Raw genomic sequence first — 26,976 nt, forward strand, 5'->3', positions numbered from 1 at the left:
GAACTGGTTGATCACCAACTTCGTGGACAACACCCCGGGGGTGTCCCACACGGTGGTGGTCTCCGCCGACGGCCTGCTGCTCGCGATGTCTGATGGTTTTCCGCGTGACCGTGCCGATCAGTTGGCGGCGGTGGCTTCCGGGCTGACGTCGTTGACGGCTGGTGCCTCCCGGATTTTCGAGGGGGGCAGTGTGAACCAGACGGTGGTGGAGATGGAGCGGGGCTTCCTCTTCATCATGTCGGTGTCCGACGGTTCGTCGCTGGCGGTGCTGGCGCATCCGGAGTGCGACATCGGTCTGGTCGGCTACGAAATGGCCCTGCTCGTCGACCGGGCAGGAAGCGTACTCACCCCCGACCTTCGGGCCGAACTTCAGGGCAGTCTGCTCAACTAACGCAGTGGGCGGCGCGGCGCGTCCGGGCACCTGCCAGGTGCTCGGACGACGGCGGGGCCGTTTCAGGAGGAGGACCCGTGAGCACTTCCCCCGGTGGAGACCCGTACGGCAACCCGCACCAGCAACCGGCGAACCCGTACACCTACCCGTCGGCGCCCGACCCGGAGCAGCAGCCCGGGCAGCCCGGTTCGCCCTACCGCCAGCCGCGTATCCAGCCGTACGCCCCACCGCAGGCGCCACCGCCGCAGGGTCCCGTCCCGGGTCAGGAGCAGCACGGCCACGGCCGGCACCAGGGTACGTACGGCCGCCCGCCGTCCCAGGGCCAGGGGGGCCCGGGAAGCCAGGGGAGCCAGGCGGGTCAGGGATACGACCAGGGGCAGGGCCGGAACGCCGGCGGCCGCTCACGCACGCCTTCAGGACTGGTCCGTCCCTACGCCATGACCGGTGGGCGGACCAGGCCGCGCTACCAGCTCGCCATCGAGGCGCTGGTCAGCACCTCCGCCGACCCGGAGCGCCTGCGCGGGCAGCTCCCCGAGCACCAGCGGATCTGCCTGCTGTGTCGCGAGGTCAAGTCGGTGGCCGAGATCTCCGCGCTGCTGACCATCCCGCTCGGGGTGGTCCGCATTCTTGTCGCCGACCTGGCCGAGGCAGGACTGGTCGCGATCCACCAGCCCGGCGGCGACGAGTCGGCGGGCGGTCAGCCAGATGTGACGCTGCTTGAAAGGGTGCTCAGTGGACTTCGGAAGCTCTAGCGGTCCGACCCGCGCCACCACCTCCGCGAAGATCGTGGTGGCGGGCGGATTCGGCGTGGGCAAGACCACGTTCGTCGGTGCCGTCTCGGAGATCAATCCGCTGCGCACCGAGGCCGTGATGACGTCGGCGTCGGCCGGCATCGACGACCTCACGCACGCGCCGGACAAGACCACCACCACGGTGGCGATGGACTTCGGCCGCATCACGCTCGACGAGGACCTGATCCTCTACCTGTTCGGCACGCCGGGGCAGGACCGTTTCTGGTTCATGTGGGACGACCTGGTGCGCGGTGCCATCGGCGCCATCGTCCTGGTCGACACCCGGCGGCTGGCGGACTGCTTCCCGGCGGTGGACTACTTCGAGAACAGCGGCCTGCCGTTCGTGATCGCCCTCAACGGCTTCGACGGCCACCAGCCCTACGGCCCCGAGGAGGTCCGTGAGGCGCTGCAGATCGGCCCGGAGGCGCCGATCATCACCACCGACGCCCGGCACCGCGGCGAGGCCAAGAGCGCGCTCATCACGCTCGTCGAGCACGCGCTGATGGCCCGGCTGCGCTAGCGGTCCCCCACCGGCGCGCTGCGCGGCGCACCGGCCCGGTTCCGGGGGGACTTGGCGATACTCGTTTTGGAGCGCTGTCCCGGATCGGGTAATGTTCTTCCTGCGCCGCCGGAGAGGGTCAAAGCCCGAGCCGAGGGCGTCATCCGAACAAGATCCCTTACTGGGGTTGCGTTTTGGTGGGGTATGGTGTAATTGGCAACACGGCTGATTCTGGTTCAGTTGTTCTAGGTTCGAGTCCTGGTACCCCAGCAGCACTTCAGCAAGTGCGAGCCCCCGTTGTGTAGCGGCCTAGCACGCTGCCCTCTCACGGCAGTAGCGCCGGTTCGAATCCGGTCGGGGGTACTTTGCCCCCGTTGTGTAGTGGCCTAGCACGCCGCCCTCTCAAGGCGGTAGCGCCGGTTCGAATCCGGTCGGGGGTACGCAAGTGCGCGAAGCATTCCGCGCGAGACGTCCGATCGAAGCCCGCCGCTCCCCGCGGCGGGCTTCGTCGTTCAGCCGGTCCTGCGCAGCGCCTCGCTGAGGCGGCCGGCGGCGTCGACCACGGCCTGGGCGTGCATCCGGCCCGGGTGCCGGGTGAGCCGCTCGATCGGCCCGGACACCGAGACCGCGGCGACCACGCGGTTGGACGGCCCGCGCACCGGTGCCGACACCGAGGCGACACCGGGCTCGCGCTCCCCGATCGACTGCGACCAGCCGCGGCGGCGCACCCCGGACAGCGCGGTGGCGGTGAAGCGGGCGCCCTGCAGGCCGCGGTGCAGCCGCTCGGGCTCCTCCCAGGCCATCAGCACCTGCGCGGCCGAGCCGGCCTTCATCGGCAGCGTGGAGCCCACCGGCACGGTGTCCCGCAGCCCCGACAGCCGCTCCGCGGCGGCGACGCAGATCCGCATGTCGCCCTGGCGGCGATAGAGCTGGGCGCTCTCGCCGGTCACGTCGCGCAGGTGCGTGAGCACCGGCCCCGCGGTGGCCAGCAGCCGGTCCTCGCCGGCCGCCGCGGCCAGCTCCGACAGGCGCGGGCCCAGGATGAAGCGGCCCTGCATGTCGCGAGCCACCATGCGATGGTGTTCGAGCGCTACCGCCAGCCGGTGCGCGGTGGGGCGGGCCAGGCCCGTGGCACCGACAAGCCCGGCCAGGGTGGCCGGGCCCGACTCCAGCGCGCTGAGCACCAGAGCCGCCTTGTCGAGAACGCCGACGCCGCTAGAGTTGTCCATGAAACGATACTCGCGTCTCAGAGTGTGAAACGCAAGTTCAATTTTCCCCGGAACGCGTCACGCTGGGAGCACAGCGCAGGACCAACACCTAGTGGGCCCGCGACGAAGCGGGCCGGAGGGACAGCGATGGGTAGGACACTCGCGGAAAAAGTCTGGGACGACCACGTCGTCCGCCGCGCCGAAGGCGAGCCCGATCTGCTTTTCATCGATCTTCACCTCCTGCACGAGGTGACCAGCCCCCAGGCGTTCGACGGGCTGCGGATGAACGGCCGGCGGGTGCGCCGTACGGACCTCACCATCGCCACCGAGGACCACAACACCCCGACCCTCGACATCGACAAGCCGATCGCCGACCCGGTCTCGCGCACCCAGCTGGAGACGCTGCGCAAGAACTGCGCCGAGTTCGAGGTGCGGCTGCATCCGCTCGGTGACATCGAGCAGGGCGTGGTGCACGTGGTGGGGCCGCAGTTGGGCCTGACCCAGCCCGGCACCACCGTGGTCTGCGGGGACTCGCACACCTCCACGCACGGCGCGTTCGGCGCGCTGGCGTTCGGCATCGGCACCTCGCAGGTCGAGCACGTGCTGGCCACCCAGACGCTGCCGCTCGCCCCGTTCCGGACCATGGCGGTCACCGTCGACGGTGAACTGCCCGACGGCGTCACCGCCAAGGACCTGATCCTCGCGGTGATCAGCCGGATCGGCACCGGCGGCGGCCAGGGCTACGTCATCGAGTACCGCGGCTCGGCGATCGAGAAGCTGTCGATGGAATCCCGGATGACCGTCTGCAACATGTCGATCGAGGCGGGCGCCAGGGCGGGCATGATCGCCCCGGACCGGACCACCTTCGACTACCTGGAAGGGCGCGCACACGCCCCCAAGGGCGCCGACTGGGACGCGGCCGTGGCGTACTGGAAGACGCTCAGGACCGACGACGACGCCGCCTTCGACCACGAGGTGCGGATCGACGCGGGCGAGTTGACGCCGTTCGTGACCTGGGGCACCAACCCGGGCCAGGGCGCGCCGCTGAGCGCGTCCGTGCCGGACCCGGCCTCCTACGACGACCCCAGCGACCGGCTCGCCGCGGAGAAGGCCCTGGAGTACATGGGCCTGACCGCCGGGCAGCCGCTGCGCGAGGTCGCGGTGGACACCGTGTTCGTCGGTTCCTGCACCAACGGCCGGATCGAGGACCTGCGCGCCGCGGCCGCCGTCGTGGGGGGCCGCAAGGTCGCCGACGGGGTGCGGATGCTCGTCGTACCCGGCTCGGTACGCGTGGCGCTCCAGGCCGTCGAGGAGGGGCTGGACCGGGTGTTCACCGCGGCCGGCGCCGAATGGCGGCACGCGGGTTGCTCGATGTGCCTGGGTATGAACCCCGACCAACTCGCGCCCGGCGAGCGCTCCGCGTCCACCTCGAACCGCAACTTCGAAGGACGGCAGGGCAAGGGCGGCCGTACCCACCTGGTCTCCCCGCAGGTCGCCGCCGCCACCGCGGTGCTCGGCCACCTCGCCTCGCCCGCCGACCTGTCCGACGCCCCTGACGCCTCTGTCCTCGAGGAAGCCTGAGCAGCCATGGAAGCCTTCACCACCCACACCGGCCGGGCCGTACCGCTGCGCCGCAGCAACGTGGACACCGACCAGATCATCCCCGCGCACTGGCTGAAGAAGGTCACCCGCAACGGGTTCGAGGACGGCCTGTTCGAGGCGTGGCGCAAGGACGAGTCCTTCGTGCTCAACGCCCCGCAGTACGCGGGCGCCACGGTCCTGCTGGCGGGTTCCGACTTCGGCACCGGATCGTCCCGCGAGCACGCCGTCTGGGCGCTGCAGAACTACGGCTTCAAGACGGTGATCTCGTCCCGTTTCGCGGACATCTTCCGCGGCAACTCGCTGAAGAACGGCCTGCTGACGGTGGTGCTGCCGCAGCAGACCGTCGAGGAGCTGTGGCAGCTCGTCGAGGCCGACCCGACCGCGGAGATCACCGTGGACCTGGTCGCCCGCGAGGTTCGCGCCGACCGCCCGCAGGGCCCGCTGACCGCGCCGTTCGAACTGGACGACAACGCCCGCTGGCGGCTGCTGGAAGGGCTGGACGACATCAGCCTGACGCTCGCCAACGAGCCGGACATCGCCGCGTTCGAGAGCACCCGGCCGTCCTGGAAGCCCAGCACCGCACAGGTCTGAGGCTCCCGCCGGCGTCTCGTCGGCCTCCGCCGGCCTCTGTTGGGCCCGAATTCGGGTCCGGATCGGCCGGTATCGCACCGCGCAGCGCCCCTCACGTCCTCGTGGGGGGCGCTCGTGCATGTCCGGACGACCCGTCCTCCACCCCGCCATGGGTACCGGAAAACAGGCTCGGAACACCCGGTTGGCCCTGTCATGCTCGACAACTCGCCGCAGATGGCACAATCGACGCATGGAACGCGACGGCCAACTGGACCTCTACGAGCTCCTCGCCGCCCGTTTGAAGCAGGTGCACGCGCGCGTCGCCAACCCCGAAGTCCCGGACGGGACAAGGCGGGAGTTGACCCGTCGGCTGCTCGTGGTGACCGCCGTGGCGAAGCACGATCTCGCCGACGCGGCACGGCGCCTGGAGGTGTTAACGGCTGAGTTGGACGAGCTCGGAATCCCCGATCAGTGATCACGCGGAGTACCGAGTTCGTTGCGGCACAAGGGTGATTCGCCCGTTTCGTATTTGATTTGCGGTATATATCCGCCTAGCGTGCGAAATCAGCCCGTACTCATTCGCCGGGCAAGTTTCCGAAGGGGAAGACGTGAACAAGGCGCAGCTCGTAGAAGCGATTGCCGACAAGGTGGGCGGCCGGCAGGCCGCCGCGGACGCGGTTGACGCGGTTCTCGACGCGATCGTCCGCGCGGTGGTCTCCGGTGACCGGGTCTCGGTCACCGGGTTCGGTTCGTTCGAGAAGGTGGAGCGACCCGCCCGTTACGCTCGCAATCCCCAGACCGGGGAGCGGGTCCGGGTCAAGAAGACCTCCGTGCCGCGGTTCCGTGCGGGTCAGGGCTTCAAGGACCTGGTCAGCGGGTCGAAGAAGCTTCCGCGTGGCGGCGAGGTCGCGGTCAAGAAGGCGCCCAAGGGCAGCCTGAGCGGCGGTGCCTCGACCACCGCGCGCACCGCGACGAAGAAGGCCGCCGCGAAGAAGGCGACCACGGCGCGCAAGGCGGCCACCGCCAAGACCGCCGCCGCGAAGAAGACCGCCACGGCCAAGAAGGCCACCGCGAAGAAGGCGACCACCGCCAAGAAGTCGGCCGCCAAGAAGGCCACCACCGCGAAGAAGTCCGCGGCCAAGAAGGCTCCCGCCAAGAAGGCCACCGCCAAGAAGGCCCCGGCCAAGCGATCGGCCCGCAAGACCGCGAAGCGCGCCGCCGCCAGGTGATAGGCCTTCCCACCGCTCCACCCGCACCACCGCGCCGGGCCGGGCCCCCTTCCACGGGGCGCCCGGCCCGCGCTATTTCGCGTCCGGGGCCTGCTCCGCGCCGGGGTCGGGCAGCGTCGTCAGGGTCAGGAAGACCACGCGGCGGGCCGACCCCGCGCCCTCGGTGCGGATCCTGACCCGCTGGCCCGGCCGCAGCAGCCGCAGCTGCCCCGCGTCGAACGCCGCCGTGTCGAACTCCAGCGGGGTGCCGTCGTCCAGCAGCACACTGCCGCTCCGGGTGGCCGGGTCGTACGTGAACGCGGTGGCTTGCATGGGGCAAGCCTAGGCCCCGCTCGCTGCGGCGGGAGCGTCAGGACGGGCAGGCCCGGGCGGGCAGCGGCACCGCGGCGGCCGCCGCGGCGGTGAAGGGCCCCACGCCCAGTGCCATCGCGGCCACGAGGTCCTCCAGGGTGTCCACGTCCTGGCGCACCGAGGGCGCCGCGGGGAGCGTGATCTCGGCCGCCCCGGAGGCGAGGTGACGGGCGCGGGAGGCGCCGCCGAACCCGGGGGAGAGCGGGAGCGGGGCAACGGTGGTGAGCAACGTTGTTCCCACTCCGGCCGCATCCGCGAGGAACGCCCGCTCACACGCCCCCGCGGCCGCGCGCAGCACTTCCGCCAGTTCCGCCGCCCGCAAGGCCGGGAGATCGCCGTTCAGCGCCGCGATCGGAGCGTGCGGCCGGCGGGCCCGGACCACGGCCTCCCCGTGCCGCAGCGCGGCGTTCAGCCCGGCGGCCGGGGAGTCGGCCACCACGAAGGCGCCGATCCCGGCCAGTTCCGCGCCCGCGGCCGGATCGTCGGTGACCACCGTCACGTCCTCGACCTCGGAACACGCCAGCACGGCGCCCACGGTGTCCAGCGCGAACGCCAGCGCCAGCGCCGGACGCACCGCACCGGCCGCTGCCAGCCGGCTCTTGGCGACCGCGAGCGGCTTCAACGGCACCACCAGCGACCATCTCGCCTCATCCACGCCGTCCATTGTGCGGGCCGCCGCCGACAACGCCGCCCCTCGTGGGGCCAGTGGACCCTGCCGCGCCGGCAGCACCAACGGAACCGGTGGCAGAGGTGCCCCGCCGCATGTGAAGCTCTGGCGTTAACCTCTCCCGTAGCCGCGACGCTCGAGCGGCGCCGACAGCAACGAAGAGGAGTCCCAGGTGTCCCGCCGCAGAATCGGTTTCTGGTACCGCCTGGCGGCCGCCATCGCCAAGCCGCCGCTCATCGTGCTGTTCAAGCGGGACTGGCGCGGAATGGAGAACATTCCGGCCGAGGGCGGATTCCTCACCGCGGTGAATCACAACTCCTACCTCGACCCGCTGCTCTATGCGCATTTCCAGTACAACACCGGCCGGCTCCCGCGGTTCCTGGCCAAGGCGGCGCTGTTCAAGCCGTTCTTCGTGGGCGCGGTGATGCGCGGCACCGGGCAGATCCCGGTGGTGCGGGCCACCGCCGACGCCGCCGCGGCGTACCGCTCGGCGGTCGAGGCGGTCAACAACGGCGAGTGCGTGGCGTTCTACCCCGAGGGCACCCTCACCCGCGACCCGGACCTGTGGCCGATGGTCGGCAAGACCGGGATCGCCCGCGTCGCGCTGCTCACCGGCGCTCCGGTGATCCCGATCGCGCAGTGGGGCGCGAACGAGTTCCTCCCGCCGTACGCGAAGAAGCCGAGCTTCCTGCCGCGCAAGACCCACCGTGTCCTGGTCGGTACGCCGGTCGACCTCAGCGCCTGGGAGGGGAAGGACCCGACCGCCGAGGTGCTGCGCGAGGTGACCGGGGCCATCATGGCGGATGTGAAGCAACTCCTGGCAGAAGTCCGCGGCATCCCCGCCCCCGACGGCCTGTACGACCCGCGCAAGGCCGACAAGGCCGACAAGGAGGCCGGCGGCAAGGACGGCAACGGCGCGAAGGGCGCCGGTGACACCGGTGCCGGGACCGCCGGCGACAACGGCGACAACGGCCTTGCGGCCGACGTCCCCGGCGGCGACAACGGCAAGGGGGCGGCGTGACGGCTCGCTGTGCCGTGTTCGGCGCCGGGTCCTGGGGCACCGCGTTCGCGATGGTGCTGGCCGACGCGGGGTGCGAGGTGTCCTTGTGGGGACGCCGCCCCGAACTCGTCGCCGCCATCAACAGCACCCGGACCAACCCGGAGTACTCCAGCGGCATCACGCTGCCGGAGGCCGTGACGGCGACCACCGACCCGGCCGCGGCCGCCGCCGGCGCCGAGTTCGTGTTCCTGTCGGTGCCCTCCCAGTCGTTGCGCGCCAACCTCGCCGAGTGGGCGCCCCTGCTGCGCTCGGACGCGGTGCTGGTCAGCCTGATGAAGGGTGTCGAACTCGGCACCGCGAAGCGGATGAGCGAGGTGATCGAGGAGGTCGCCAAGGTCGAACCCGGCCGGGTCGCCGTGCTCACCGGGCCCAACCTCGCCCCCGAGATCGCCGCCCGCCAGCCCGCCGCCGCCGTCGTCGCCTGCCGCGACGAGTCCGCGGCCCGCCGGATCCAGACCGCCTGCCACACCGCGTACTTCCGCCCGTACACCAACACCGACGTGACCGGGTGCGAACTCGGCGGCGCGGTCAAGAACGTGATCGCGCTGGCGGTCGGGATCGCCGGCGGCATGGGCATGGGCGACAACACCAAGGCGTCGCTGATCACCCGCGGCCTGGCCGAGACCAGCCGGCTGGGCCTGGCGATGGGTGCCGACCCGTACACCTTCGCCGGACTCGCGGGTATGGGCGACCTCGTGGCCACCTGCTCCTCACCGCTGTCCCGCAACAACACCTTCGGCCGCAACCTCGGCCGCGGCATGAGCCTCGCCGAGACCATCGCCGCCACCAGCCAGACCGCCGAGGGCGTCAAGTCCTGCGAGTCCGTCGCGGACCTGGCCCGCCGGCACGGCGTCGACATGCCGATCACCGAGACCGTGGTCGACATCGTGCACAACGGGAAACCGCCCGTCGTGGCCGTCAAGGAGTTGATGTCACGTTCTGCGAAGCCCGAACGGTAAGGTCAACGCGACATGAGCAACCTGCCATCGCCCCAGAGCCCGGACCAGCACTCCGAGCGGCCGCAGTACGGCCGCAAGCCGCGCGTTGCCGTCGTCTTCGGCGGGCGCAGCTCCGAGCACGGCGTGTCCGTGGTGACCGCGGCCAGCGTGCTGCGCGCCATCGACCGCGACAAGTACGACGTCCTGCCGATCGGCATCACCAGCGAGGGCCGTTGGGCGCTGACCGCCGACGAACCCGAGCGGATGGCGATCACCGACCGCCGGATGCCGAGCGTGGAACAGGTCACCGACCACGACGGCGCCGTACTGCTGCCCGTCGACCCGGCCAGCCGCGAGGTCGTCTACACCGAGGCGGGCGCCGTGCCCAAGGCGCTCGGCGAGGTCGACGTCGTCCTCCCGCTCCTGCACGGCCCGTACGGCGAGGACGGCACCCTGCAGGGCCTGCTGGAACTCTCCGGTGTCCCCTACGTCGGCGCGGGCGTGCTCGCCTCCGCCGTCGGCATGGACAAGGAGTACATGAAGCGGATCTTCACCTCGTTCGGGCTCAAGGTCGGCCCGTACACGGTGATCCGGCCGCGCGAGTGGGAGCAGGACCCGGCCGCCGCCCGGCGCAAGGTGGAGGAGTTCGCCCAGATCCACGGCTGGCCGCTGTTCATCAAGCCGACCCGGGCCGGCTCGTCCATCGGCATCAGCAAGGTCGACGGCCCCGACGAGGTGGACGCCGCCCTCGCCGAAGCCCGCAGGCACGACCCGAAGGTCCTGGTCGAGGCGCTGCTGCGCGGCCGCGAGATCGAGTGCGGCGTGCTGGAGTTCGCCGACGGCCCCCGCGCCTCGGTCCCCGCCGAGATCCCGCCCGCCGCGAGCAGCGACTTCTACGACTTCGACGCGAAGTACATCGACTCCGCCGAGGGCGTCGTGCCGGCCCCGCTGACCGAGGAGCAGACCGAGCGGGTGCGGCGGCTCGCCGTCGAGGCGTTCGAGGCCGCGTCCTGCGAGGGGCTGGTGCGTGCCGACTTCTTCCTGCTGGACAGCGGCGAGTTCGTCATCAACGAGATCAACACCATGCCCGGCTTCACGCCGATCTCGATGTACCCGCGGATGTGGCAGGAGAGCGGCATCGGTTACACCGAGCTGATCGACCTGCTGATCCAGGCCGCGCTGCGCCGCTCCACCGGCCTGCGCTGACCGGCTGCCGCGGCGCCTCCCCGAACCCCGCAGAAACCCCGCAGACGTCCGCGGAACCCCCGCCGGGAGCGCTCAGATCCCGGCGGGGATCGTCGCCTTGACCGCCGCGGCCAACTCGGTCAGCGGCGTCGCGTCGTGCGCGTACTTCGGCGGGAGCGTCAACTCCACGTACGCCTTGCGCAGCGTCGTCGTCAGCCGGGCGCCGCCGTCCGACTGCTGCTCGAACGACCAGCCCACCCCGCCGACCTCCGCGCCGGGGGTGTTGACGTCGTCGTCCTCGGCGGGCCGGGGCACCCCGCAGCGCAGCACGATCGTAGGATCACCCCATCCGGCGGTCAGCGGAGACGCCGGCTTGAGATCATGACCGGACAGCCCGTCGACCTTCTTCGGCAACCGCGCGTGCAGCGCCTCGCAGTAGGCGGTCACCCGGGCGTTCGGAACCGGAACGGCAACGGACTCGTCGTCGCTACCGGAGACGGCGAACACGTAGACCGCCGCCGCGGACAGGCACGCGACGGCGGACACGGTGATCAGGGCGGTCCGGCGGGAGAACTTCACCGGGTGAGCATATGAAGAGCCCGGCCCACGGGCTCGGCGGGGGGCTATATATGGACGACCGGGCAGGTCAGTGTGCGGGTGATGCCTTCCGCCTGCTGCACCTTCGCGACCACCATGCGGCCGAGTTCGTCGACCGTGTCGGCCTGGGCGCGGACGATGACGTCATAGGGACCTGTGACGTCCTCGGCCTGGATGACTCCGTCGATCTTGGAGATCACCTCCGCTACTGCCGAGGCCTTCCCGACCTCGGTCTGGATCAGGATGTACGCCTGTACCACGGAACCTCCAGGGCGGCTTCGAGGATCATGTGGGAGGGGGGACGCCACGTTATCGCGTCGCCGCGCGCAGCGGGGAGACCCGCGCGGTACCGGACTCCCGTATTGACGGGAAACACGCAGCGGAACGGACCGGGGACCGTACACCGGCCGAGAATCGAGGGGACGACGCTATGAAGGGGACTGTGGGCGAGCTGGGGGAGTTCGGGCTCATCAGGGAACTGACCTCCCGCCTCACCTCGACCCCCGCGGTGCAGATCGGCCCCGGCGACGACGCCGCCGTGGTCGCCGCGCCCGACCGCCGGGTGGTGGCCACCACCGACGTGCTCCTCGAAGGGCGGCACTTCCGCCGCGACTGGTCCACGGCCTACGACGTCGGCCGCAAGGCGGCCGCGCAGAACCTCGCCGACATCGCCGCCATGGGCGCGGTGCCCACCGCGGTGCTGCTCGCGCTGGTCGTGCCCGCCGAACTGCCCGCCACCTGGCCGGTCGAGCTGATGGACGGCATCAGGGACGAATGCCAGGTGGCCGGTGCGGCGGTGGTCGGCGGCGACGTGGTGCGCGGCGACACCATCACGGTGTCCGTCACCGCCCTCGGCGACCTCCGCAACCGCACCGCCGTCACCCGGTCCGGCGCCCGCGCGGGCAACCTGATCGCGGTCACCGGCTGGCTCGGCTGGTCCGCCGCCGGACTCGCCGTGCTCTCCCGCGGGTTCCGCTCGCCGCGCGCCTTCGTCGAGGCGCACCGGCGGCCCGAGCCGCCGTACCACGCGGGCCCCGCCGCCGCCGATCTCGGCGCCACCGCCATGACCGACGTCAGTGACGGCCTGGTCGCCGACCTCGGCCACATCGCCGCCGCCAGCGGCGTCGACATCGACCTGCGCTCCGCCGCCATCGACGTTCCCGCGCAGATGACCGACATCGGCCAGGCCGTCGGCGTCGACCCGATGCACTGGGTGCTCAGCGGCGGCGAGGACCACGCGATCGTGGCCGCCTTCCCGCGCGACGTGAAACTCCCGGCCCGCTGGCGGATCATCGGCGACGTCACCGCGCCGGCCACCCGCACCCCGCGGGTCACGGTCGACGGCGCGGCCTGGGAGAAGGCCGGCGGCTGGGACCACTTCGGGTCGGAGGCGTGAGCGTGCCCGCGCCGCCGCGGGTGCTCACCGTCGCCGGCTCCGACTCCGGCGGCGGCGCGGGGATCCAGGCCGACCTCAAGACGATGCTGGCGCTCGGCGTGCACGGGATGAGCGTGCTCACCTCGGTCACCGCGCAGAACTCGCTGGGCGTGCAGGGCGCGTGGGAGCTGCCGGCCGACGCGGTGCGGGCCCAGTTCCGCGCGGTGGTCGACGACATCGGGGTGCAGGCGGTCAAGACCGGCATGCTCTCCTCCGCGGAACTCGCCGGCACCGTCGCCGACCTGCTGGCCGGGCTCGACCGCGGGGTACCCGTCGTGGTCGACCCGGTCGCGGTCTCCAAGCACGGCGACCCGCTGCTGCACGACGAGGCCCTCGACGTGATGCGCGGCCGGCTGCTGCCGCTGGCGACCGTCGCCACCCCGAACCTCGACGAGGTCACCCGGCTCACCGGCGTCGTGGTCGCCGACGAGGCGGGGATGCGGGACGCGGCCCGTGCGGTGCTCGGGTACGGACCGCGCTGGGTGCTGGTCAAGGGCGGCCACCTGCCCGACGCCGACCGCTACGTCGAGGCCGTCGACCTGCTCTCGGACGGCCGCACCGAGCACTGGTACCACTCGCCCCGGTACCCCAACCGGCACACGCACGGCACCGGCTGCACCCTGGCGAGCGCCCTCGCCTCGTACCTGGCCCTCGGCCACGACGTGCCGGGCGCGGTCGGCCATGCCAAGGAGTACGTCCGCGGCGCCATCGAGGCGGGCTTCCCGCTCGGCGCGGGCATCGGCCCGGTCGACCACGCCTGGCGCACCCGCGCGGCCGGGTGAGCGCCGGGACCGCAGCGCGGGAGCGGCGGGAGCCGCGCCGCGGGCACGCTGAAAAGCCGACCCACCGTGAGGTGGATCGGCTTCAGGTGGCCACCCAGGACTGCGCTGAGGTCAGCGCGTGACCTTGCCGGCCTTGATGCACGAGGTGCAGACGTTGAGGCGCTTCGGCGTCTTCCCGACGACCGCACGCACGCGCTGGATGTTGGGGTTCCAACGACGCGGGGTACGGCGGTGCGAGTGGGAGATGCTGTTGCCGAAGCCCGGCCCCTTGCCGCAGACGTCGCAGTTAGCAGCCACGGGTCACTCCAAAGACTTCAGATGCTCAGATGCATTGACGGTGAGAAAACCCGGGAGAGCCCCAGGCAACCGGAGCAGCATACAACGACCGCTCCCGTAGAACGAAACTACCACGGTCCGGGCACCCTCCCGGGCCGCCGACCCCCGCCCGCACCGCCGCCCGGCAGTACGCTCACCAGCAGCCCTCGTCCCGCCCGGCAAGGAGGACCTGTTGCCCCCCACCCTCGACGCGACCGCGGTGCGTTCCTGGTGCCGGCTCTCGCTACGGGCCCTGGGGCGGGCCCGCGAGGAGATCGACGCGATCAACGTCTATCCGGTCGCCGACGGGGACACCGGCACGAACCTCTACCTCACCGTCGAGTCCGCCGCCCAGGCCGTGGAGGCGGTCTTCGACGCGCACGCCACCACCGGTGCCGCCTCCGGTGACGCCTCGGACGAGGACCGCGCGCCGACCTTCGAGGAGGCATTCCGCGCCCTGTCGCACGGCGCCCTCATCGGCGCCCGCGGCAACTCCGGCACCATCCTCGCGCAGCTGCTGCGCGGCATGAACACCGAGCTGACCGTGGGCGGCGGGTTCGCCGCGGAGTACGACGAGCACGCGGCGCCGCAGGGGCGGATCGGGGCCGACGACCTGCGCCGCGCGCTCGTGGCCGCCGCGGACTCCGGGTACGAGGCGGTGGCGCGGCCGGTGGAGGGCACCATGCTCACCGTCGCCACCCGTGCCGCCGACGCCGCAAGCGGCACGGACGGCGGCCTGCCCGAGGTCGTACGCGCCGCCCACGCCGCCGCCCTGGCCGCGCTGGCCGCCACCCCAGGCCAGCTCGGCGTCCTGCGGCGGGCCGGTGTGGTCGACGCGGGCGGCCTCGGCCTGGTCGCCCTCCTCGGCGCGCTGTACGAGGTCGTCACCGGCGAACGTCCCGCGGACCGCCCCACCGCCGGCACGGGCACGTCCTTCCGCCACGGTCACGGCCCCGGGGGCTCCGGTTCCGGCGGCGGTCCGGGTGCCGCGGGGAAGGACGCCTCCGGCGCGGGCTCCGCGGCGGAAGGGGCTGTCCCCGGAGGCCCTTTGAGCCCCGGGGACCCCGCGCACCCTGGGGACGCTGCCGCCCTCGAGTCGTGCGCCGACGGAGCGCACGCCGGCGGGGACGGGCCCGCGTTCGAGGTGATCTTCCTGTTGGAGGCGGACGACGCCGCCGTGCGGGCGCTGCGGGCCCGGCTGGACGCGCTCGGCGACTCGCTGGTCGTGGTCGGCGGGGACGGGCTGTGGAACGTGCACGTCCACGTGGACGACGTCGGCGCCACCGTGGAGGCGGCGATCGACGCGGGACGGCCGTACCGGATCAGGGTCACGCACTTCGGCGAGCAGACCCGGCGGCCGCGCGCCGAGCGGGCCGAGCGCGCGGTGCGGGCCGTGGTGGCCGTCGTCCGCGGCGACGGCCTCGTCGCGCTGTGCGGGGAGGCCGGGGCGACCGTGGTCGCGGTGCGGCCGGGGGAGCGCCCGGCCAGCGGCGAGATCGCCGCCGCCATCCGCCGCGCGCACGCGCGGGAGGTCGTCCTGCTCCCCAACGACACGGAGGTGCGGCACGCCGCGGGCGCGGCCGCGGAACAGGCCCGGGCCGACGGCGTGCGGGTCGCCCTCATCCCCACCCGCTCGCCGGTGCAGGGCCTGTCCGCGCTCGCCGTCCACGAGCCGGGCCGCCGCTTCGACGAGGACGTCGTCGCCATGACCGCGGCGGCCGGCGCCACCCGCTACGCCGAACTCGCCGTCGCCGAGCGCCAGTCCTGGACCACCGCCGGGATCTGCCAGGCCGGCGACGTCCTGGGCCTGATCGAGGGCGACGTCGCCGTGATCGGCGCCGACCTCGTCGAGACCGCGGTCACCACCCTGGAGCGGATGCTCGCGGCCGGCGGCGAACTCGTCACCCTCGTCCTCGGCCCGACCGCGCCGCCCGACCTCGCCGACCGCCTGCGCGCCCACGTCCACGAGCACCACCTCGCCGTCGACACGGTCAGCTACGAGAGCGGCGACACCGCCGCACCGCTGCTGATCGGCGTCGAGTAGGCGGTCGGCCGGGCCCGCTCAGTACCGTGTGGGGCTCGCCAGCAGCGGCGGGTAGACCGTGGAGGGCTGCCCGTCGACGGTGGCGCCCGCGTACTTGAGCATCGGGCCCACCTGGCGGTTGAGCGCGGCCGGGAAGTTCAGCGCCGGCGCCGACACCTCGTCGAGGACGGCGGTCTGCTCGTCGGTGAGCCGGACGTCGAGGCCGGCGAGGTTCGCTTCGAGGTGCTCGGCCGTGCGGGGGCCGATCAGCGTCGAGGTGACGCCGGGACGGTTCCGGACCCAGGACAGCGCGACCGCCGCGGGGCTCGCGCCGATCTCCCGGGCGACACCGAGGAGCGCGTCGATCACGGTGAACTGCGCCTCGCTCGGCGTGCCGAGCACCGCGGAGCGCCGGGTGCCGGCGGGGGGTCCCTCACCGCGGCGGTACGCGCCGGAGAGGAAACCGCTCTTCAGGGGGCTCCAGGGCAGCAGCCCCATGCCCTCGTCCCGGGCCAGCGGGATCAGCTCGCCCTCGATGGTGCGCTCCAGCAGCGAGTACTCCATCTGCAAGGCGGTCACCGGGGTCCAGCCGCGCAGCAGCGCCATGGTGTGCGCCTTGGCCGTGAACCAGGCCGGGGTGTCCGAGAAGCCCACGTAGCGGATCTTGCCCGCGGTCACCAGGTCGTCCAGCGTGCGCAGCGTCTCCTCGACGGGCGTGGACCAGTCGTGGTTGTGCAGCCAGTACAGGTCGACGTAGTCGGTCCCGAGCCGGCGCAGCGACTCCTCCAGCTGCCCGACGATCGCCTTGCGCCCGGCGCCGCCGCCGTTGGGGTCGCCCAGGTGCAGGTTGCCGAAGAACTTGGTGGCCAGGACGACCCGGTCGCGGCTCCCGGGGCGCCGGGCGAAGAAGTCGCCGACGATCTTCTCCGAGTGGCCGTTGGTATAGAAGTTGGCGGTGTCGACGAAGTTCCCGCCGCGGTCGAGATAGCTCGCGAGGATCGCGTGCGCCTCCTCGACGCCGCATCCCGCCCCGCCGTCCTCGCCGAAGTTCATCGCGCCGAGGCAGAACGGGCTCACCTTGAGGCCGGAGCGGCCCAGGCCGACGTAGGAATCGAGTGTCATGATGATGCTCCCGTGGTCAGTGGTGTCGATCCTCTGCTGTCAAGTAGACGCCAATGACCTGCGGGAACGTGAGAGTGATCCTGCCTGGTCCTTGCCTGATCCTGTCAGGTAGGACAACCGGCCGACACCAGGCGCCACCCGGAGGTGGTTCAATCGAAGGTGTCCCCGAACGCGTCCTTGGACGAACTGCGCACCCTGATCACCCGCTACGCCGGGCGCTCCGGCCCCGGCATCGACGGCGTGCTGCTGTCCTCGACCCCGTCGGCCGCCCCGTCGTCGGACATCGCCGACCCCGTCCTGGTCGTGGTCGCTCAGGGTGCCAAGCGGATCGTCCTCGGCGACCGCATCCACGACTACGGCGCCGGCCAGTACCTCGTGGTCTCGGTCGACCTGCCGGTCACCGGTCACTACACGCAGGCCAGCCCGGAGCGGCCCTTCCTCGCCTTCGGCCTCACGCTGCGCCCCGGCGTGATCGCCTCGCTCCTGCTGGACGCGGGGCCCGCCGCCTCCGCGGGGCCGGACCGTGGCGGGGCGGTCCGCCCCGCCCGGTCCGCCACGCCGCCCGGCCTGGCGGTGAGCGACGCGCCGGACGAACTCCTCGACGCGGTGGTCCGGATGGTCGCGCTGCTCGGGCAGCCGCGGGACGCGCCGGTGCTCGCGCCGATGGTGGAGCGGGAGATCCTCTGGCGGCTGGTCACCGGCGAGCAGGGGGCGATGGTCCGGCAGATCGGTCTCGCCGACAGCAGGCTCTCCCACGTCGCCCGGGCGATCCGCTGGCTGCGGTCCCACCACGCCGACCCGGTCCGCGTGGAGGACCTGGCCCGGATGTCGGCGATGAGCCTGTCGGCCTTCCACCGGCACTTCCGGGCGGTCACCGCGATGACGCCGATCCAGTACCAGAAGCGGATCCGGTTGCAGGAGGCCCGCCTGCTGCTGGTCAGCGGGCCGGGCGACGTGGCCGCCGCCGGGTTCGCGGTCGGCTACGACAGCGCGTCGCAGTTCAGCCGCGAGTACCGGCGCCAGTTCGGGGTGCCGCCGGGCCAGGACGCCGCGCGGCTGCGCCGGGAGGCATCGGAGGGCGCCTTCGCGGGTTCCCCGCTGTGAGGGCGGCGGGGCACGCCGGGCCGCCCTCCGCGGGCCGCGCCGCCCTCCTGGGGAATGTCGGCGCCGTGCGCAAAGATGGGCCGTGATGACTGGGAACCCGCTGGACGACCCGCTGCGCAAGCTCGTCGGTGACCGGACGGCCAAGGTGCTGTCCGAGCACCTCGGGCTGCGGACGACGGGCGATCTGCTGCACCACTACCCGCGGCGGTACGCGGAGCGCGGCGAGCTGACCCGGCTGGCGGACCTGCCGGTCGACGAGTACGTCACGGTCGTCGCGCAGATCGCCAAGGCGGACAAGCGGACGTACGGGCGCGGCGGGTCCGGGGTGCGCCTCGAAGTCGTGGTGACCGACGGCAGCGGCTCGCTCACCCTGGTGTTCTTCAGCAAGGCGGCGCACGCCCACGCGCACCGGCTGATCCCGGGCCGCCGGGGGATGTTCTCCGGCAAGGTCTCGGTCTTCAACCGGACCCGGCAACTCGCCCACCCCGACTACCAGTTGCTCGACGCGGAGGCCGACGACGGCCCGGACGCGAAGGAAGCGGTCGACGCGTTCGCCAACCGGCTGATCCCGCTGTACCCGGCGGTGAAGCAGATCACGTCCTGGCGGATCGCCCAGGCCGTGGACACCGCGATCGACTCGCTCGGCGCGATCGGCTGGGCCGGGGTCGGCGAGCCGCTGCCGGCCGAACTGCGCGCCGGGCGGGAGCTGGTGGCGCTGCCCGAGGCACTGGAGAAGGTGCACCGGCCGCGCAGCAAGCAGGACATCGAGCTGGCCCGGCAGCGGCTGAAGTGGGACGAGGCGTTCGTGCTCCAGGTCGCGCTGGCCCGGCGCCGGGCCGACGAGTCGGCGCTGCCCGCGGTGCCGCGGGTGCCGGGCGCCGACGGGTTGCTGGCGGCGTTCGACCGGCGGCTGCCGTTCACCCTGACCGAGGGCCAGCAGGCGGTCTCGGCGGAGATCTTCGCGGATCTGGCCACCGACCACCCCATGCACCGGCTGCTCCAGGGCGAGGTGGGCTCCGGCAAGACCCTGGTGGCACTGCGCGCGATGCTCGGCGTGGTGGACACCGGCGGTCAGGCCGCGATGCTCGCGCCGACCGAGGTACTGGCCCAGCAGCACCACCGCTCGATCACCGAGATGATGGGCGACCTCGCGGAGTCCGGCATGCTCGGCGGCTCGGATCTCGGCACCAAGGTGGTGCTGCTGACCGGTTCGATGGGCGCCGCGGCCCGCCGGCAGGCGCTGCTCGACCTGGTCAGCGGCGACGCGGGCATCGTGATCGGCACCCACGCACTGATCGAGGACAAGGTGAGGTTCCGCGACCTCGGGCTGGTGGTCGTCGACGAGCAGCACCGCTTCGGGGTGGAGCAGCGGGACGCGTTGCGGGCCAAGGCCGAGCAGCCGCCGCACCTGCTGGTGATGACCGCCACCCCGATCCCGCGCACGGTCGCGATGACGGTGTTCGGCGATCTGGAGACCTCGGTGCTCGACCAGTTGCCCGCCGGGCGGTCCCCGATCGCCAGCCACGTGGTGCCGGCCGCGGAGAAGCCGCACTTCCTCGCCCGCGCCTGGGAGCGGGTCCGCGAGGAGGTGGAGTCGGGCCACCAGGGGTACGTGGTGTGCCCGCGGATCGGCGACGAGGAGGACGCGAAGGCCGCCGCGAAGGGCACGGCCCCGAAGGCCGACGACGGCGAGCGCCGCCCCCCGCTCGCCGTGCTCGACGTCGCCGACCACCTCGCCAAGGGCCCGCTGGGCGGCCTGCGGGTGGAGGTGCTGCACGGCAGGATGGCGCCCGACGCCAAGGACGACGTGATGCGCCGGTTCGCCGCCGGCGACGTCGACGTGCTGGTGGCCACCACCGTCATCGAGGTGGGCGTCAACGTGCCGAACGCCACCGCGATGGTGATCATGGACGCCGACCGCTTCGGCGTCTCCCAACTCCACCAGCTGCGCGGCCGGGTCGGCCGCGGCAGCGCCCCCGGGCTGTGCCTGCTGGTCTCCGAGGCGCCCGAGGCGAGCCCGGCCCGCACCCGGCTGGACGCGGTCGCCCGCACCCTCGACGGCTTCGAGCTGTCCCGGATCGACCTGGAGCAGCGCCGGGAGGGCGACGTGCTCGGCCAGGCCCAGTCCGGCAGCCGCTCCAGCCTGCGGGTGCTGACCGTCATCGACGACGAGGACGTGATCGCGGCGGCCCGCGACGAGGCCACCGCGCTGGTCGCGGCCGACCCCGAACTCGCCGCCCATCCCGATCTGCGCAGCGCGCTGGAGAGCCTGCTGGACGCGGACCGGGAGGAGTTCCTGGACAAGGGCTGACGCCCGCCCCGGGCCGCCCCGCCGGCCTGGCGGTAGGGTCGTGGCCGTGAGCAAGTCATGACCCGTGTGATCGCCGGAGCGGCCGGTGGACGGCGGCTGGCCGTCCCCCCGGGCAACGGCACCCGGCCCACCTCCGACCGGGCCAAGGAAGCCCTCTTCTCCACCTGGGAGTCGCTGCGCGGCACCCTGGAGGGGGCCAGGGTGCTCGACCTGTACGCGGGCTCCGGTGCGGTCGGCCTGGAGGCGCTGTCCCGGGGCGCCGCGCACGTGCTGCTGGTCGAGTCCGACCCGCGCGCCGCCCGGATCGTCCGCGAGAACGCCGCCGCCCTGAAGCTGCCCGGCGCCGAGGTGCGTCCGGCCCGCGCCGAGAAGGCGGTGGCCGCGGCGCCGTCCGGGCCCGCCTACGACACGGTCTTCCTCGACCCGCCCTACGACGTCCCGGACGCGGAGCTGCGCGAGATCCTGCTCACACTCGTGGCCAACGGCTGGCTGGCGGCGGAGGCCTTGGTCACCGTGGAACGCAGGACGCGCGGCGGTGCCTTCGGCTGGCCCGACGGCTTCGCGGCCGTGCGCTCGCGCACGTACGGCGAGGCGACTCTTTGGTACGGTCGCGCCGCCGAAGTTACCGCCGGGTCATGAGGCCGTGCCCCGGTGGTGTCGTCGCGGGCCGACCCGGCCCGTACGAGCCCCTGTGAGCCCGTCATGACCCGCAGCACCCGCCCCACCGGTACGGAGAGCGAGGAGCCACACTTGCGCCGCGCAGTCTGTCCGGGGTCCTTCGACCCCATCACCAACGGACACCTCGACATCATCGCCCGCGCCTCCCGGCTGTACGACACCGTCCACGTCGCCGTGATGATCAACCAGTCCAAGAAGGGGCTGTTCGACATCGACGAGCGGATCGCCCTGATCGAGGAGGTCACCGCCGACCTCGGCAACGTCCGGGTGGAGTCCTTCCACGGCCTGCTGGTCGACTTCTGCAAGCAGCACGACATCCCCGCCATCGTCAAGGGACTGCGGGCGGTCAGCGACTTCGACTACGAGCTGCAGATGGCCCAGATGAACATCGGGCTGTCCGGCGTGGAGACGCTCTTCGTCCCCACCAACCCCGCCTACAGCTTCCTGTCCTCCAGCCTCGTCAAGGAAGTCGCCCAATGGGGCGGTGACATCTCCCACTTGGTTCCCCCGCCGGTCCTGGAGGCGCTCAACGCCCGGCTCCGGCAGCAGTAGGCTTTGGCGCTGTGGACGTCCAGAAGAAGCTCGATGAGATCGCGGCGACCGTCAGCAGTGCCCGGTCCATGCCGATGTCGGCCTCCTGCGTGCTGAACCGGGCCGAGTTGCTGGCGATGCTCGAAGAGGTCGCCGCCGCGCTCCCCGACTCGCTGTCCCAGGCCCAGGAACTGCTCGGCGACCGCGAGCAGATGGTCCAGGAGGCCCGTACCGAGGCCCAGCGGATCATCGAGTCCGCGCACGCCGAGCGCGGCTCCCTCGTCTCCGACACGCAGATCGCCCGGCAGTCCCAGGACGCGGCCGAGCGGATCCTCGCCGAGGCCCGCCGCGAAGCGGACGAGATCCGGGCCGAGGCGGACGACTACGTCGACAGCAAGCTCGCCAACTTCGAGGTGGTCCTCACCAAGACCATCGGCTCGGTCGACCGCGGCCGCGAGAAGCTGCTCGGCCGCGACCCGTACGCGGACGGCCAGGGCGGCGCGGGATACGGCGAGGACGACCCGGAGGCCCCCGAGCGCAGCTCGGACCCGGAGACCCTGCGCCGGCGTGCGGACGAGTACGTGGATACCAAGATGCGCGCCTTCGAGGCGGTGCTCAGCAAGACCCTCGAGGCGGTCGGCCGCGGGCGGCTCAAGCTCACCGGCCACAACCCGATCGACGACCTCGCCGCGCAGATGGCCGCCGCCGACGCGGCGGGCGGCGGCGGCGAGATCCACGGGCAGTCCGACGACGAGTTCATGGCCGGCCTCGCCGCACCGAGCGCCGACGGCCCGGCCGACCTGTCCCGCTACGGATACGACCCGGCCGCCGCCACCGCGGACGCCGGCGCCGCCCCGCCGCAGCAGCAGCCCGACCCCGGGTACGAGCCGGACCCCGGCTACGGCTACCCGCAGCAGGAGCCGTACCCCCAGCAGGGCGGCTACCCGCAGGTGGGGGTCGCCGCGGCCGAGGCGGGCGGCTACCCCGCGCAGGACGAGGGCTACCCGCAGGTCCCGCAGCCGCTGCCGCCGCAGCAGGACTACCAGCAGGGCGGGTACGACCCGTACGGCGGGCAGCAGCAGGGCTACGACTACGGCCAGCTCCCGCCGGAGGCAGGGGGGTACGAGCAGCCGTACCCGCAGCAGCCGCAGATCCCCTACCAGCAGCAGGCCCCCGGCTACGGCCAGCAGGGCGTGCCGCAGCAGCCGGGACAGCAGCCCGCCGCGCTGGACGAGACCAGCTTCTTCGACACCGGGATGATCGACCTCAACCGGCTCCGGGAGCTGGAGCAGGGCCTGTGAGAGGGCCTGTGAGCAGGGGCTGAGCCGCCCGCGCCGGCCGTGTTTGGGCCCGGGCGGACTGTCCAGTATCCTGTTGGCTCCAGCCGTGTCACGCACCGGCGCTTCGGCCTGCCCGTCAGCACGGGCCCTCATCCGGGCCCGCGTGGACGTGGCCGTAACGTTGCAGGCCGTACCGATGAAAGCAGGAAGCCCTGAACACCCGCCTCGACCACCGCAACCCCCTCGTGTTCGACACGCACGAGCTGGGTCGGCGTCCTGGTGCGATGAAGAAGGTCTCCCGCACGGTCCTCGCGCCCGAGGAGCTCGGCGTCGCCGGGGTCATCGGGGTGCCCGCGGGGGCCGACGTCGAGCTGGAACTCCGCCTGGAGTCGGTCATGGAGGGTGTGCTGGTCACCGGCACCATCCACGCGCCGGTGACAGGGGAGTGCATCAGGTGCCTGGAGCCGCTGGAGCGCGAGCTCGACGCGGAGTTCCAGGAGATGTTCTCCTACCCCGACGCCGACACCCGGACCGCCCGCAAGGACGAAGCCGGTGACGACGCCGCGGCCTCCGAGGAGGATGTGCTGTACCTCGAGGACGACCTGTTCGACCTCGAACCCGTGCTGCGGGACGCGGTGGTGCTCGCACTGCCCATGCAGCCGGTGTGCCGGGAGGACTGCCCTGGCCTGTGCTCCGAGTGTGGAGCGCGGCTGGCGGACGACCCGGACCACCACCACGAGGCGACCGACATCCGTTGGGCCGCCTTGCAGGACTTCCAGCAGAACGGCACCGGAGACGGTGCCGACGAGAACCAGGAGAAGTAGCCGTGGCTGTTCCGAAGCGGAAGATGTCGCGCAGCAACACGCGCCACCGCCGTTCGCAGTGGAAGGCTGCGCCCGTGAGCCTGGTGGCATGCGAGCGCTGCCACGAGCCGAAGCTCCAGCACATCGCGTGCCCGAGCTGCGGCACCTACAACCGCCGTCAGGTCCTCGAGGTCTGATCGGCAGGTGACAGGCTCAATGTCCTCCACGTCCTCCACGCCCGACGCCCCGGCGTCGAAGAAGGCCGCCACGGACAAAGCCTCGTCCCACACGCTTCTGGAAGGGCGGCTCGGGTACCACCTCGAGCCCGCCCTTCTGGTGCGCGCGCTCACCCACCGCTCGTACGCGTACGAGAACGGCGGGCTGCCCACCAACGAGCGGCTGGAGTTCCTCGGGGACTCCGTGCTCGGCCTGGTGGTCACCGACACCCTCTACCGCACCCACCCCGACCTCCCCGAGGGCCAACTGGCCAAGCTCAGGGCAGCGGTGGTCAACTCGCGGGCCCTTGCCGGGGTCAGTCGCGGGCTCGACCTGGGCGCGTTCATCCGGCTCGGCCGGGGTGAAGAGGGAACCGGTGGGCGGGACAAGGCATCGATCCTGGCGGACACCCTCGAAGCGGTCATCGGCGCGGTCTATCTCGACCAGGGCCTCGACGCGGCTTCGGCTCTTGTCCACCGGCTCTTCGATCCCCTGATCGAGGAGTCCTCCAACCTCGGCGCCGGCCTGGACTGGAAAACCTCACTCCAGGAACTCACCGCCGCCGAAGGTCTCGGCGTCCCGGAGTACGTCGTCTCCGAGGCAGGCCCCGACCACGAGAAGACCTTCACGGCTGCCGCCCGCGTCGGTGGTGTCGAGTACGGCACCGGCACCGGCCGCAGCAAGAAGGAAGCGGAGCAGCAGGCCGCCGAATCGGCCTGGCGCTCCATCCGGGAAGCGTCCCCCTCGTCCGCGGGGTGATCGACACACGGGCGGGCCGGCACACGCCGGCCCGCCCGTTCGGCAGTATCGGCCCGCCCGGCGACCGCGCACCACGGAAGGGCGGGCGGGGAAGGAAGACGTGCCCGAACTCCCAGAGGTGGAGGTCGTCCGCCGCGGCCTGGCGAAGTGGGCCGCGGGCCGGACCGTCGCCCGCGCCACCGTCTTGCACCCCCGCGCCGTCCGGCGCCACCCGGCCGGGCCGGACGACTTCACGCACCGCCTCACCGGCGCCACCCTCGCCGCCCCGCACCGCCGGGGCAAGTACCTCTGGATCCCGCTGGCCCAGGACACCGCGATGGTCGCTCACCTCGGCATGAGCGGCCAGTTCCTGATCCGGCCCGAGGGCGCGCCCGCGGAGAAGCACCTCCGCGTCCGCTTCGTCTTCGACGACACCGAGGGCACCGACCTGCGGTTCGTGGACCAGCGCACCTTCGGCGGGCTGTCCCTGCACGAGACCGTCCCCGGTGACCCCGAGCAACTGCCCCAGCCGCTCGCGCACATCGCCCGCGATCCGATCGACCCCGCCTTCGACGACGACGCCTTCCACGCCGCGCTGCGCCGCAAGAAGACCACCATCAAGCGGGCGCTCCTCGACCAGAGCCTGATCAGCGGGGTCGGCAACATCTACGCCGACGAGGCGCTGTGGCGCACCAAGCTGCACTACGACCGCCCGACCGCGTCGCTGACCCGCCCGCGCACCGCGGAACTCCTCACCCACATCCGCGAGGTGATGGGCGACGCGCTCGCCGCGGGCGGCACCAGCTTCGACAGCATGTACGTCAATGTGAACGGCGAGTCGGGCTACTTCGACCGCTCGCTGGACGCGTACGGCCGCGAGGACGAGCCCTGCCGCCGGTGCGGCACCCCGATCCGGCGGCGGGCGTGGATGAACCGCTCCAGCTACTTCTGCCCGCGCTGCCAGCCGGCGCCGCGCCCCTCGTCGTAACGGCCGCGCGCGGCCAGCACCTCGGGCATCTGTTCCTCGACCAGCGCGATGAGGTCGCGCAGCCGGGCCGCGGCCTGCCGTCCCAGCGGGCTGAGCCGGTACTCGACGTGCGGCGGGTTGACCGGCTGCGCCTCCCGGATCACCAGCCCGTCGCGCTCCAGCGCCTGCAGGGTCTGGGAGAGCATCTTCTCGCTGACCCCGTCCACCCGGCGCCGCAGCGCGTTGAAGCGCAGCGGGTCGTCGGCGAGCGCGGAGAGCGTCAGGCCGCCCCAGCGACCGGTGATGTGCTCCAGGGCGACCCGCGAGGGGCAGTCGCGGGAGAACACGTCGAAGGCGTCCACGCCGGCGTCCGTGGCGGTCGGGTCGTCCGCGCCGCCGTTCATGACGTCCGCGGCGAACGCGCCCGCACCGGTCGTGCCGGGGCCGGTCGCACCGGTTCCGCCCGATGCCGTCTCCTCCGAGAGCTGGCTCATTCGCCCAGCGTATCGCCGGAAAGCGCTGCCTGCGGGGAAGCGCTTTCGCATCGACAGCCCCTTCGCGGTCACCTGGGACCGGGCCGGCCCGCGGCGGCGCCCCGGCTCAGTTCAGCCCTTCCGCGAAGCCCTGGCGCCACGACGGGTACCGCGGCTCCCAGCCGAGTTCCCGCTTCGCCTTGGCGTTGGAGAAGGCCCGCCCCTCGGTCATCATCGTCACCACCACCTCCCCGGCCAGCAGCCGGGCCAGCCACACGGGAACCCGCATCGGCGGCTTCGCCCCGGCGCACGAGGCCAGGAGCGGCAGCCACGCGGAGGCCGGGGCCGGCTCGTCGTCGACGATGTTGAACACGCCCCTCGCCTTCTGCTCGACGGCCAGCACGGTGGCGCTCGCCGCGTCGTCGAGGTGCACCCACGAGGCGTAGCCCGTGCCCGCGCCGATCAGCGGGAACTGCCGCTTGCGGACCAGCTCGACCTGGTCGTCGGTGGCACCCGGCCCGTAGAACGCGCCGTAGCGCAGCACCGCGCCGCCCGCCGCCGCGACCACCTCCTCGACATGGCGGAGGGCTTCCATCGCCGGGTGGGCGGCCGTCCCCTCGTGCAGGTCGAGTGGGTCCTCCTCGGTCTTCACCCACCCGTCCGTGCCGATCCCGTTCCAGTTGGCGTAGCCCTGCGCGACGAAGTGGGGGACGCCGGTCGCCTCGGCCGCGGCCAGCAGGTGGTCCGTCCCCTCGGTGCGCAGCCGGATGGTCGGGACGGACCACCGGTCGAAGTGCTTCAGGTCGGGCTTGCCGGCATGCGCCCGGCTGATCCCGGTCATCTGGTGCACGATGACGTCCGGCCGGGCGGCCGCCACCGCCTCGCCCACGGACACCGCGTCCAGCCCGTCCATCACGACGCCCTGCGCGCCGAGCCCCGCGAGCACGCCGAGCTTGCCCGCCCCGGTCGTCGTCGCCGTCACCTCATGCCCGCGAGCCACGAGTTGCGGCACCAGCCGCTGCCCCAGAACCCCGGTCCCCCCTGCCACGAAAACCCGCATGTCCCTCACCTTCCCGCTTCCGGAGGCTCTCTCCACCCCCTGGGACGAGA

General features: G+C 72.5%; 31 protein-coding genes and 3 tRNA genes. 25 read left to right on the forward strand and 9 right to left on the reverse strand.

Annotated features, from left to right (window positions below):
* The 6 genes from C4U44_RS36170 to C4U44_RS36195 all read left to right on the forward strand — a co-directional run.
* The coding region (locus tag C4U44_RS36170; RefSeq protein WP_103890346.1) for a roadblock/LC7 domain-containing protein at positions 1-391 on the forward strand (391 nt) is incomplete at its 5' end.
* Between the two features lie 77 nt (positions 392-468).
* The gene (locus C4U44_RS36175) at positions 469-1,143 is read left to right on the forward strand and encodes a DUF742 domain-containing protein (RefSeq protein WP_103890347.1); all 675 of its coding nucleotides are present in this window, start codon (positions 469-471) and stop codon (positions 1,141-1,143) included.
* Positions 1,124-1,702: a GTP-binding protein gene (locus tag C4U44_RS36180; RefSeq protein WP_103890348.1), complete on the forward strand. Its 579-nt coding sequence runs from the start codon at positions 1,124-1,126 to the stop codon at positions 1,700-1,702. The genes C4U44_RS36175 and C4U44_RS36180 overlap by 20 nt, the downstream gene beginning before the upstream one ends.
* Before the next feature lie 177 nt (positions 1,703-1,879).
* Positions 1,880-1,951, forward strand: a tRNA-Gln gene (locus tag C4U44_RS36185).
* Between the two features lie 20 nt (positions 1,952-1,971).
* Positions 1,972-2,044, forward strand: a tRNA-Glu gene (locus tag C4U44_RS36190).
* A gap of 4 nt (positions 2,045-2,048) precedes the next feature.
* Positions 2,049-2,121, forward strand: a tRNA-Glu gene (locus tag C4U44_RS36195).
* Between the two features lie 72 nt (positions 2,122-2,193).
* On the opposite strand, the gene ndgR is transcribed toward C4U44_RS36195, so the two are convergent.
* Positions 2,194-2,910, reverse strand: coding sequence for an IclR family transcriptional regulator NdgR (gene ndgR, locus C4U44_RS36200; RefSeq protein ID WP_093737876.1), 717 nt, complete (start codon positions 2,908-2,910; stop codon positions 2,194-2,196).
* A 126-nt stretch (positions 2,911-3,036) separates the two neighbouring features.
* Between ndgR and leuC the strand changes: the two genes are divergently transcribed.
* The 4 genes from leuC to C4U44_RS36220 all read left to right on the forward strand — a co-directional run bounded on the left by leuC (position 3,037) and on the right by C4U44_RS36220 (position 6,290).
* On the forward strand, positions 3,037-4,470 hold the full coding sequence (gene leuC, locus C4U44_RS36205) for a 3-isopropylmalate dehydratase large subunit (protein WP_103890349.1): 1,434 nt from the start codon (positions 3,037-3,039) through the stop codon (positions 4,468-4,470).
* Positions 4,471-4,476: 6 nt separating this feature from the next.
* Positions 4,477-5,082, forward strand: coding sequence for a 3-isopropylmalate dehydratase small subunit (leuD, locus tag C4U44_RS36210; protein WP_103890350.1), 606 nt, complete (start codon positions 4,477-4,479; stop codon positions 5,080-5,082).
* A 229-nt stretch (positions 5,083-5,311) separates the two neighbouring features.
* Entirely contained in the window at positions 5,312-5,536 is a 225-nt protein-coding gene (locus C4U44_RS36215; RefSeq protein ID WP_103890351.1) for an SCO5555 family protein, read from the forward strand.
* Between the two features lie 133 nt (positions 5,537-5,669).
* Positions 5,670-6,290, forward strand: coding sequence for an HU family DNA-binding protein (locus tag C4U44_RS36220; protein ID WP_103890352.1), 621 nt, complete (start codon positions 5,670-5,672; stop codon positions 6,288-6,290).
* Between the two features lie 72 nt (positions 6,291-6,362).
* Here C4U44_RS36220 and C4U44_RS36225 read toward each other — a convergent pair whose 3' ends face one another.
* On the reverse strand, positions 6,363-6,602 hold the full coding sequence (locus tag C4U44_RS36225; RefSeq protein ID WP_103890353.1) for a hypothetical protein: 240 nt from the start codon (positions 6,600-6,602) through the stop codon (positions 6,363-6,365).
* A 37-nt stretch (positions 6,603-6,639) separates the two neighbouring features.
* A complete protein-coding gene (gene cofC, locus C4U44_RS36230) occupies positions 6,640-7,305 on the reverse strand; it encodes a 2-phospho-L-lactate guanylyltransferase (protein WP_103890354.1) in 666 nt (221 codons plus the stop codon).
* A gap of 175 nt (positions 7,306-7,480) precedes the next feature.
* Between cofC and C4U44_RS36235 the strand changes: the two genes are divergently transcribed.
* From C4U44_RS36235 to C4U44_RS36245, 3 genes are read left to right on the forward strand one after another with little or no spacing between them, the layout of a single operon-like run.
* On the forward strand, positions 7,481-8,329 hold the full coding sequence (locus tag C4U44_RS36235) for a lysophospholipid acyltransferase family protein (RefSeq protein ID WP_103890355.1): 849 nt from the start codon (positions 7,481-7,483) through the stop codon (positions 8,327-8,329).
* A complete protein-coding gene (locus tag C4U44_RS36240; protein ID WP_103890356.1) occupies positions 8,326-9,327 on the forward strand; it encodes an NAD(P)H-dependent glycerol-3-phosphate dehydrogenase in 1,002 nt (333 codons plus the stop codon). The genes C4U44_RS36235 and C4U44_RS36240 overlap by 4 nt, the downstream gene beginning before the upstream one ends.
* Positions 9,328-9,339: 12 nt before the next feature.
* A complete protein-coding gene (locus C4U44_RS36245; RefSeq protein ID WP_103890357.1) occupies positions 9,340-10,512 on the forward strand; it encodes a D-alanine--D-alanine ligase family protein in 1,173 nt (390 codons plus the stop codon).
* 72 nt (positions 10,513-10,584) lie between these two features.
* Here C4U44_RS36245 and C4U44_RS36250 read toward each other — a convergent pair whose 3' ends face one another.
* Both C4U44_RS36250 and C4U44_RS36255 read right to left on the reverse strand, forming a co-directional pair.
* Positions 10,585-11,070, reverse strand: a complete 486-nt coding sequence (locus C4U44_RS36250; RefSeq protein ID WP_235032618.1) for a DUF3515 domain-containing protein — start codon at positions 11,068-11,070, stop codon at positions 10,585-10,587.
* 44 nt (positions 11,071-11,114) lie between these two features.
* Positions 11,115-11,348, reverse strand: a complete 234-nt coding sequence (locus tag C4U44_RS36255) for an Lrp/AsnC ligand binding domain-containing protein (protein WP_103890358.1) — start codon at positions 11,346-11,348, stop codon at positions 11,115-11,117.
* 170 nt (positions 11,349-11,518) lie between these two features.
* Between C4U44_RS36255 and C4U44_RS36260 the strand changes: the two genes are divergently transcribed.
* Positions 11,519-12,484: a thiamine-phosphate kinase gene (locus C4U44_RS36260; RefSeq protein WP_103890359.1), complete on the forward strand. Its 966-nt coding sequence runs from the start codon at positions 11,519-11,521 to the stop codon at positions 12,482-12,484.
* Complete coding sequence (thiD, locus tag C4U44_RS36265) at positions 12,481-13,305, forward strand: bifunctional hydroxymethylpyrimidine kinase/phosphomethylpyrimidine kinase (protein ID WP_235032619.1); 825 nt, start codon at positions 12,481-12,483, stop codon at positions 13,303-13,305. Before C4U44_RS36260 ends, thiD begins: the two co-directional genes overlap by 4 nt.
* A 111-nt stretch (positions 13,306-13,416) precedes the next feature.
* Here thiD and rpmB read toward each other — a convergent pair whose 3' ends face one another.
* Positions 13,417-13,602 (reverse strand): 50S ribosomal protein L28, encoded by a 186-nt coding sequence (rpmB, locus tag C4U44_RS36270; protein WP_093737864.1) that lies wholly within the window; start codon positions 13,600-13,602, stop codon positions 13,417-13,419.
* A 211-nt stretch (positions 13,603-13,813) separates the two neighbouring features.
* Here rpmB and C4U44_RS36275 point away from each other — a divergent pair, with 211 nt between their 5' ends.
* A complete protein-coding gene (locus C4U44_RS36275; protein ID WP_103890360.1) occupies positions 13,814-15,664 on the forward strand; it encodes a DAK2 domain-containing protein in 1,851 nt (616 codons plus the stop codon).
* Between the two features lie 18 nt (positions 15,665-15,682).
* On the opposite strand, the gene C4U44_RS36280 is transcribed toward C4U44_RS36275, so the two are convergent.
* Positions 15,683-16,765 carry an aldo/keto reductase gene (locus C4U44_RS36280; protein WP_103890361.1) on the reverse strand — a complete coding sequence of 361 codons (1,083 nt, stop codon included), beginning with the start codon at positions 16,763-16,765 and terminating at the stop codon, positions 15,683-15,685.
* Positions 16,766-16,924: 159 nt separating this feature from the next.
* On the opposite strand from C4U44_RS36280, the gene C4U44_RS36285 reads away from it, so the two are divergent.
* The 9 genes from C4U44_RS36285 (at position 16,925) to mutM (ending at position 25,414) form a co-directional block, all read left to right on the forward strand.
* Positions 16,925-17,869 carry an AraC family transcriptional regulator gene (locus tag C4U44_RS36285; RefSeq protein WP_103890362.1) on the forward strand — a complete coding sequence of 315 codons (945 nt, stop codon included), beginning with the start codon at positions 16,925-16,927 and terminating at the stop codon, positions 17,867-17,869.
* Between the two features lie 85 nt (positions 17,870-17,954).
* Positions 17,955-20,180 carry an ATP-dependent DNA helicase RecG gene (gene recG / locus C4U44_RS36290; RefSeq protein WP_103890363.1) on the forward strand — a complete coding sequence of 742 codons (2,226 nt, stop codon included), beginning with the start codon at positions 17,955-17,957 and terminating at the stop codon, positions 20,178-20,180.
* Positions 20,181-20,237: 57 nt separating this feature from the next.
* On the forward strand, positions 20,238-20,819 hold the full coding sequence (rsmD, locus tag C4U44_RS36295) for a 16S rRNA (guanine(966)-N(2))-methyltransferase RsmD (protein WP_103890364.1): 582 nt from the start codon (positions 20,238-20,240) through the stop codon (positions 20,817-20,819).
* 111 nt (positions 20,820-20,930) lie between these two features.
* The gene (gene coaD, locus C4U44_RS36300) at positions 20,931-21,410 is read left to right on the forward strand and encodes a pantetheine-phosphate adenylyltransferase (RefSeq protein WP_200823532.1); all 480 of its coding nucleotides are present in this window, start codon (positions 20,931-20,933) and stop codon (positions 21,408-21,410) included.
* Positions 21,411-21,421: 11 nt separating this feature from the next.
* Positions 21,422-22,690: an ATP synthase F0 subunit B gene (locus tag C4U44_RS36305; RefSeq protein WP_103890366.1), complete on the forward strand. Its 1,269-nt coding sequence runs from the start codon at positions 21,422-21,424 to the stop codon at positions 22,688-22,690.
* A 191-nt stretch (positions 22,691-22,881) separates the two neighbouring features.
* Complete coding sequence (locus C4U44_RS36310; protein ID WP_322973727.1) at positions 22,882-23,493, forward strand: YceD family protein; 612 nt, start codon at positions 22,882-22,884, stop codon at positions 23,491-23,493.
* A gap of 2 nt (positions 23,494-23,495) precedes the next feature.
* The gene (rpmF, locus tag C4U44_RS36315; RefSeq protein ID WP_069465182.1) at positions 23,496-23,669 is read left to right on the forward strand and encodes a 50S ribosomal protein L32; all 174 of its coding nucleotides are present in this window, start codon (positions 23,496-23,498) and stop codon (positions 23,667-23,669) included.
* 19 nt (positions 23,670-23,688) lie between these two features.
* Complete coding sequence (rnc, locus tag C4U44_RS36320) at positions 23,689-24,447, forward strand: ribonuclease III (protein WP_103890368.1); 759 nt, start codon at positions 23,689-23,691, stop codon at positions 24,445-24,447.
* A gap of 100 nt (positions 24,448-24,547) precedes the next feature.
* The gene (gene mutM / locus C4U44_RS36325) at positions 24,548-25,414 is read left to right on the forward strand and encodes a bifunctional DNA-formamidopyrimidine glycosylase/DNA-(apurinic or apyrimidinic site) lyase (RefSeq protein WP_103890369.1); all 867 of its coding nucleotides are present in this window, start codon (positions 24,548-24,550) and stop codon (positions 25,412-25,414) included.
* On the opposite strand, the gene C4U44_RS36330 is transcribed toward mutM, so the two are convergent.
* Positions 25,369-25,797, reverse strand: a complete 429-nt coding sequence (locus C4U44_RS36330; RefSeq protein WP_103890457.1) for a winged helix-turn-helix transcriptional regulator — start codon at positions 25,795-25,797, stop codon at positions 25,369-25,371. The genes mutM and C4U44_RS36330 overlap by 46 nt on opposite strands.
* Positions 25,798-25,993: 196 nt before the next feature.
* Positions 25,994-26,926 carry an NAD-dependent epimerase/dehydratase family protein gene (locus tag C4U44_RS36335; RefSeq protein WP_103890370.1) on the reverse strand — a complete coding sequence of 311 codons (933 nt, stop codon included), beginning with the start codon at positions 26,924-26,926 and terminating at the stop codon, positions 25,994-25,996.
* Between the last annotated feature and the right edge of the window lie 50 nt (positions 26,927-26,976).

The organism is Actinacidiphila yanglinensis (genome assembly GCF_900107965.1).
In the GTDB taxonomy this organism is placed as follows: domain Bacteria; phylum Actinomycetota; class Actinomycetes; order Streptomycetales; family Streptomycetaceae; genus Actinacidiphila; species Actinacidiphila yanglinensis.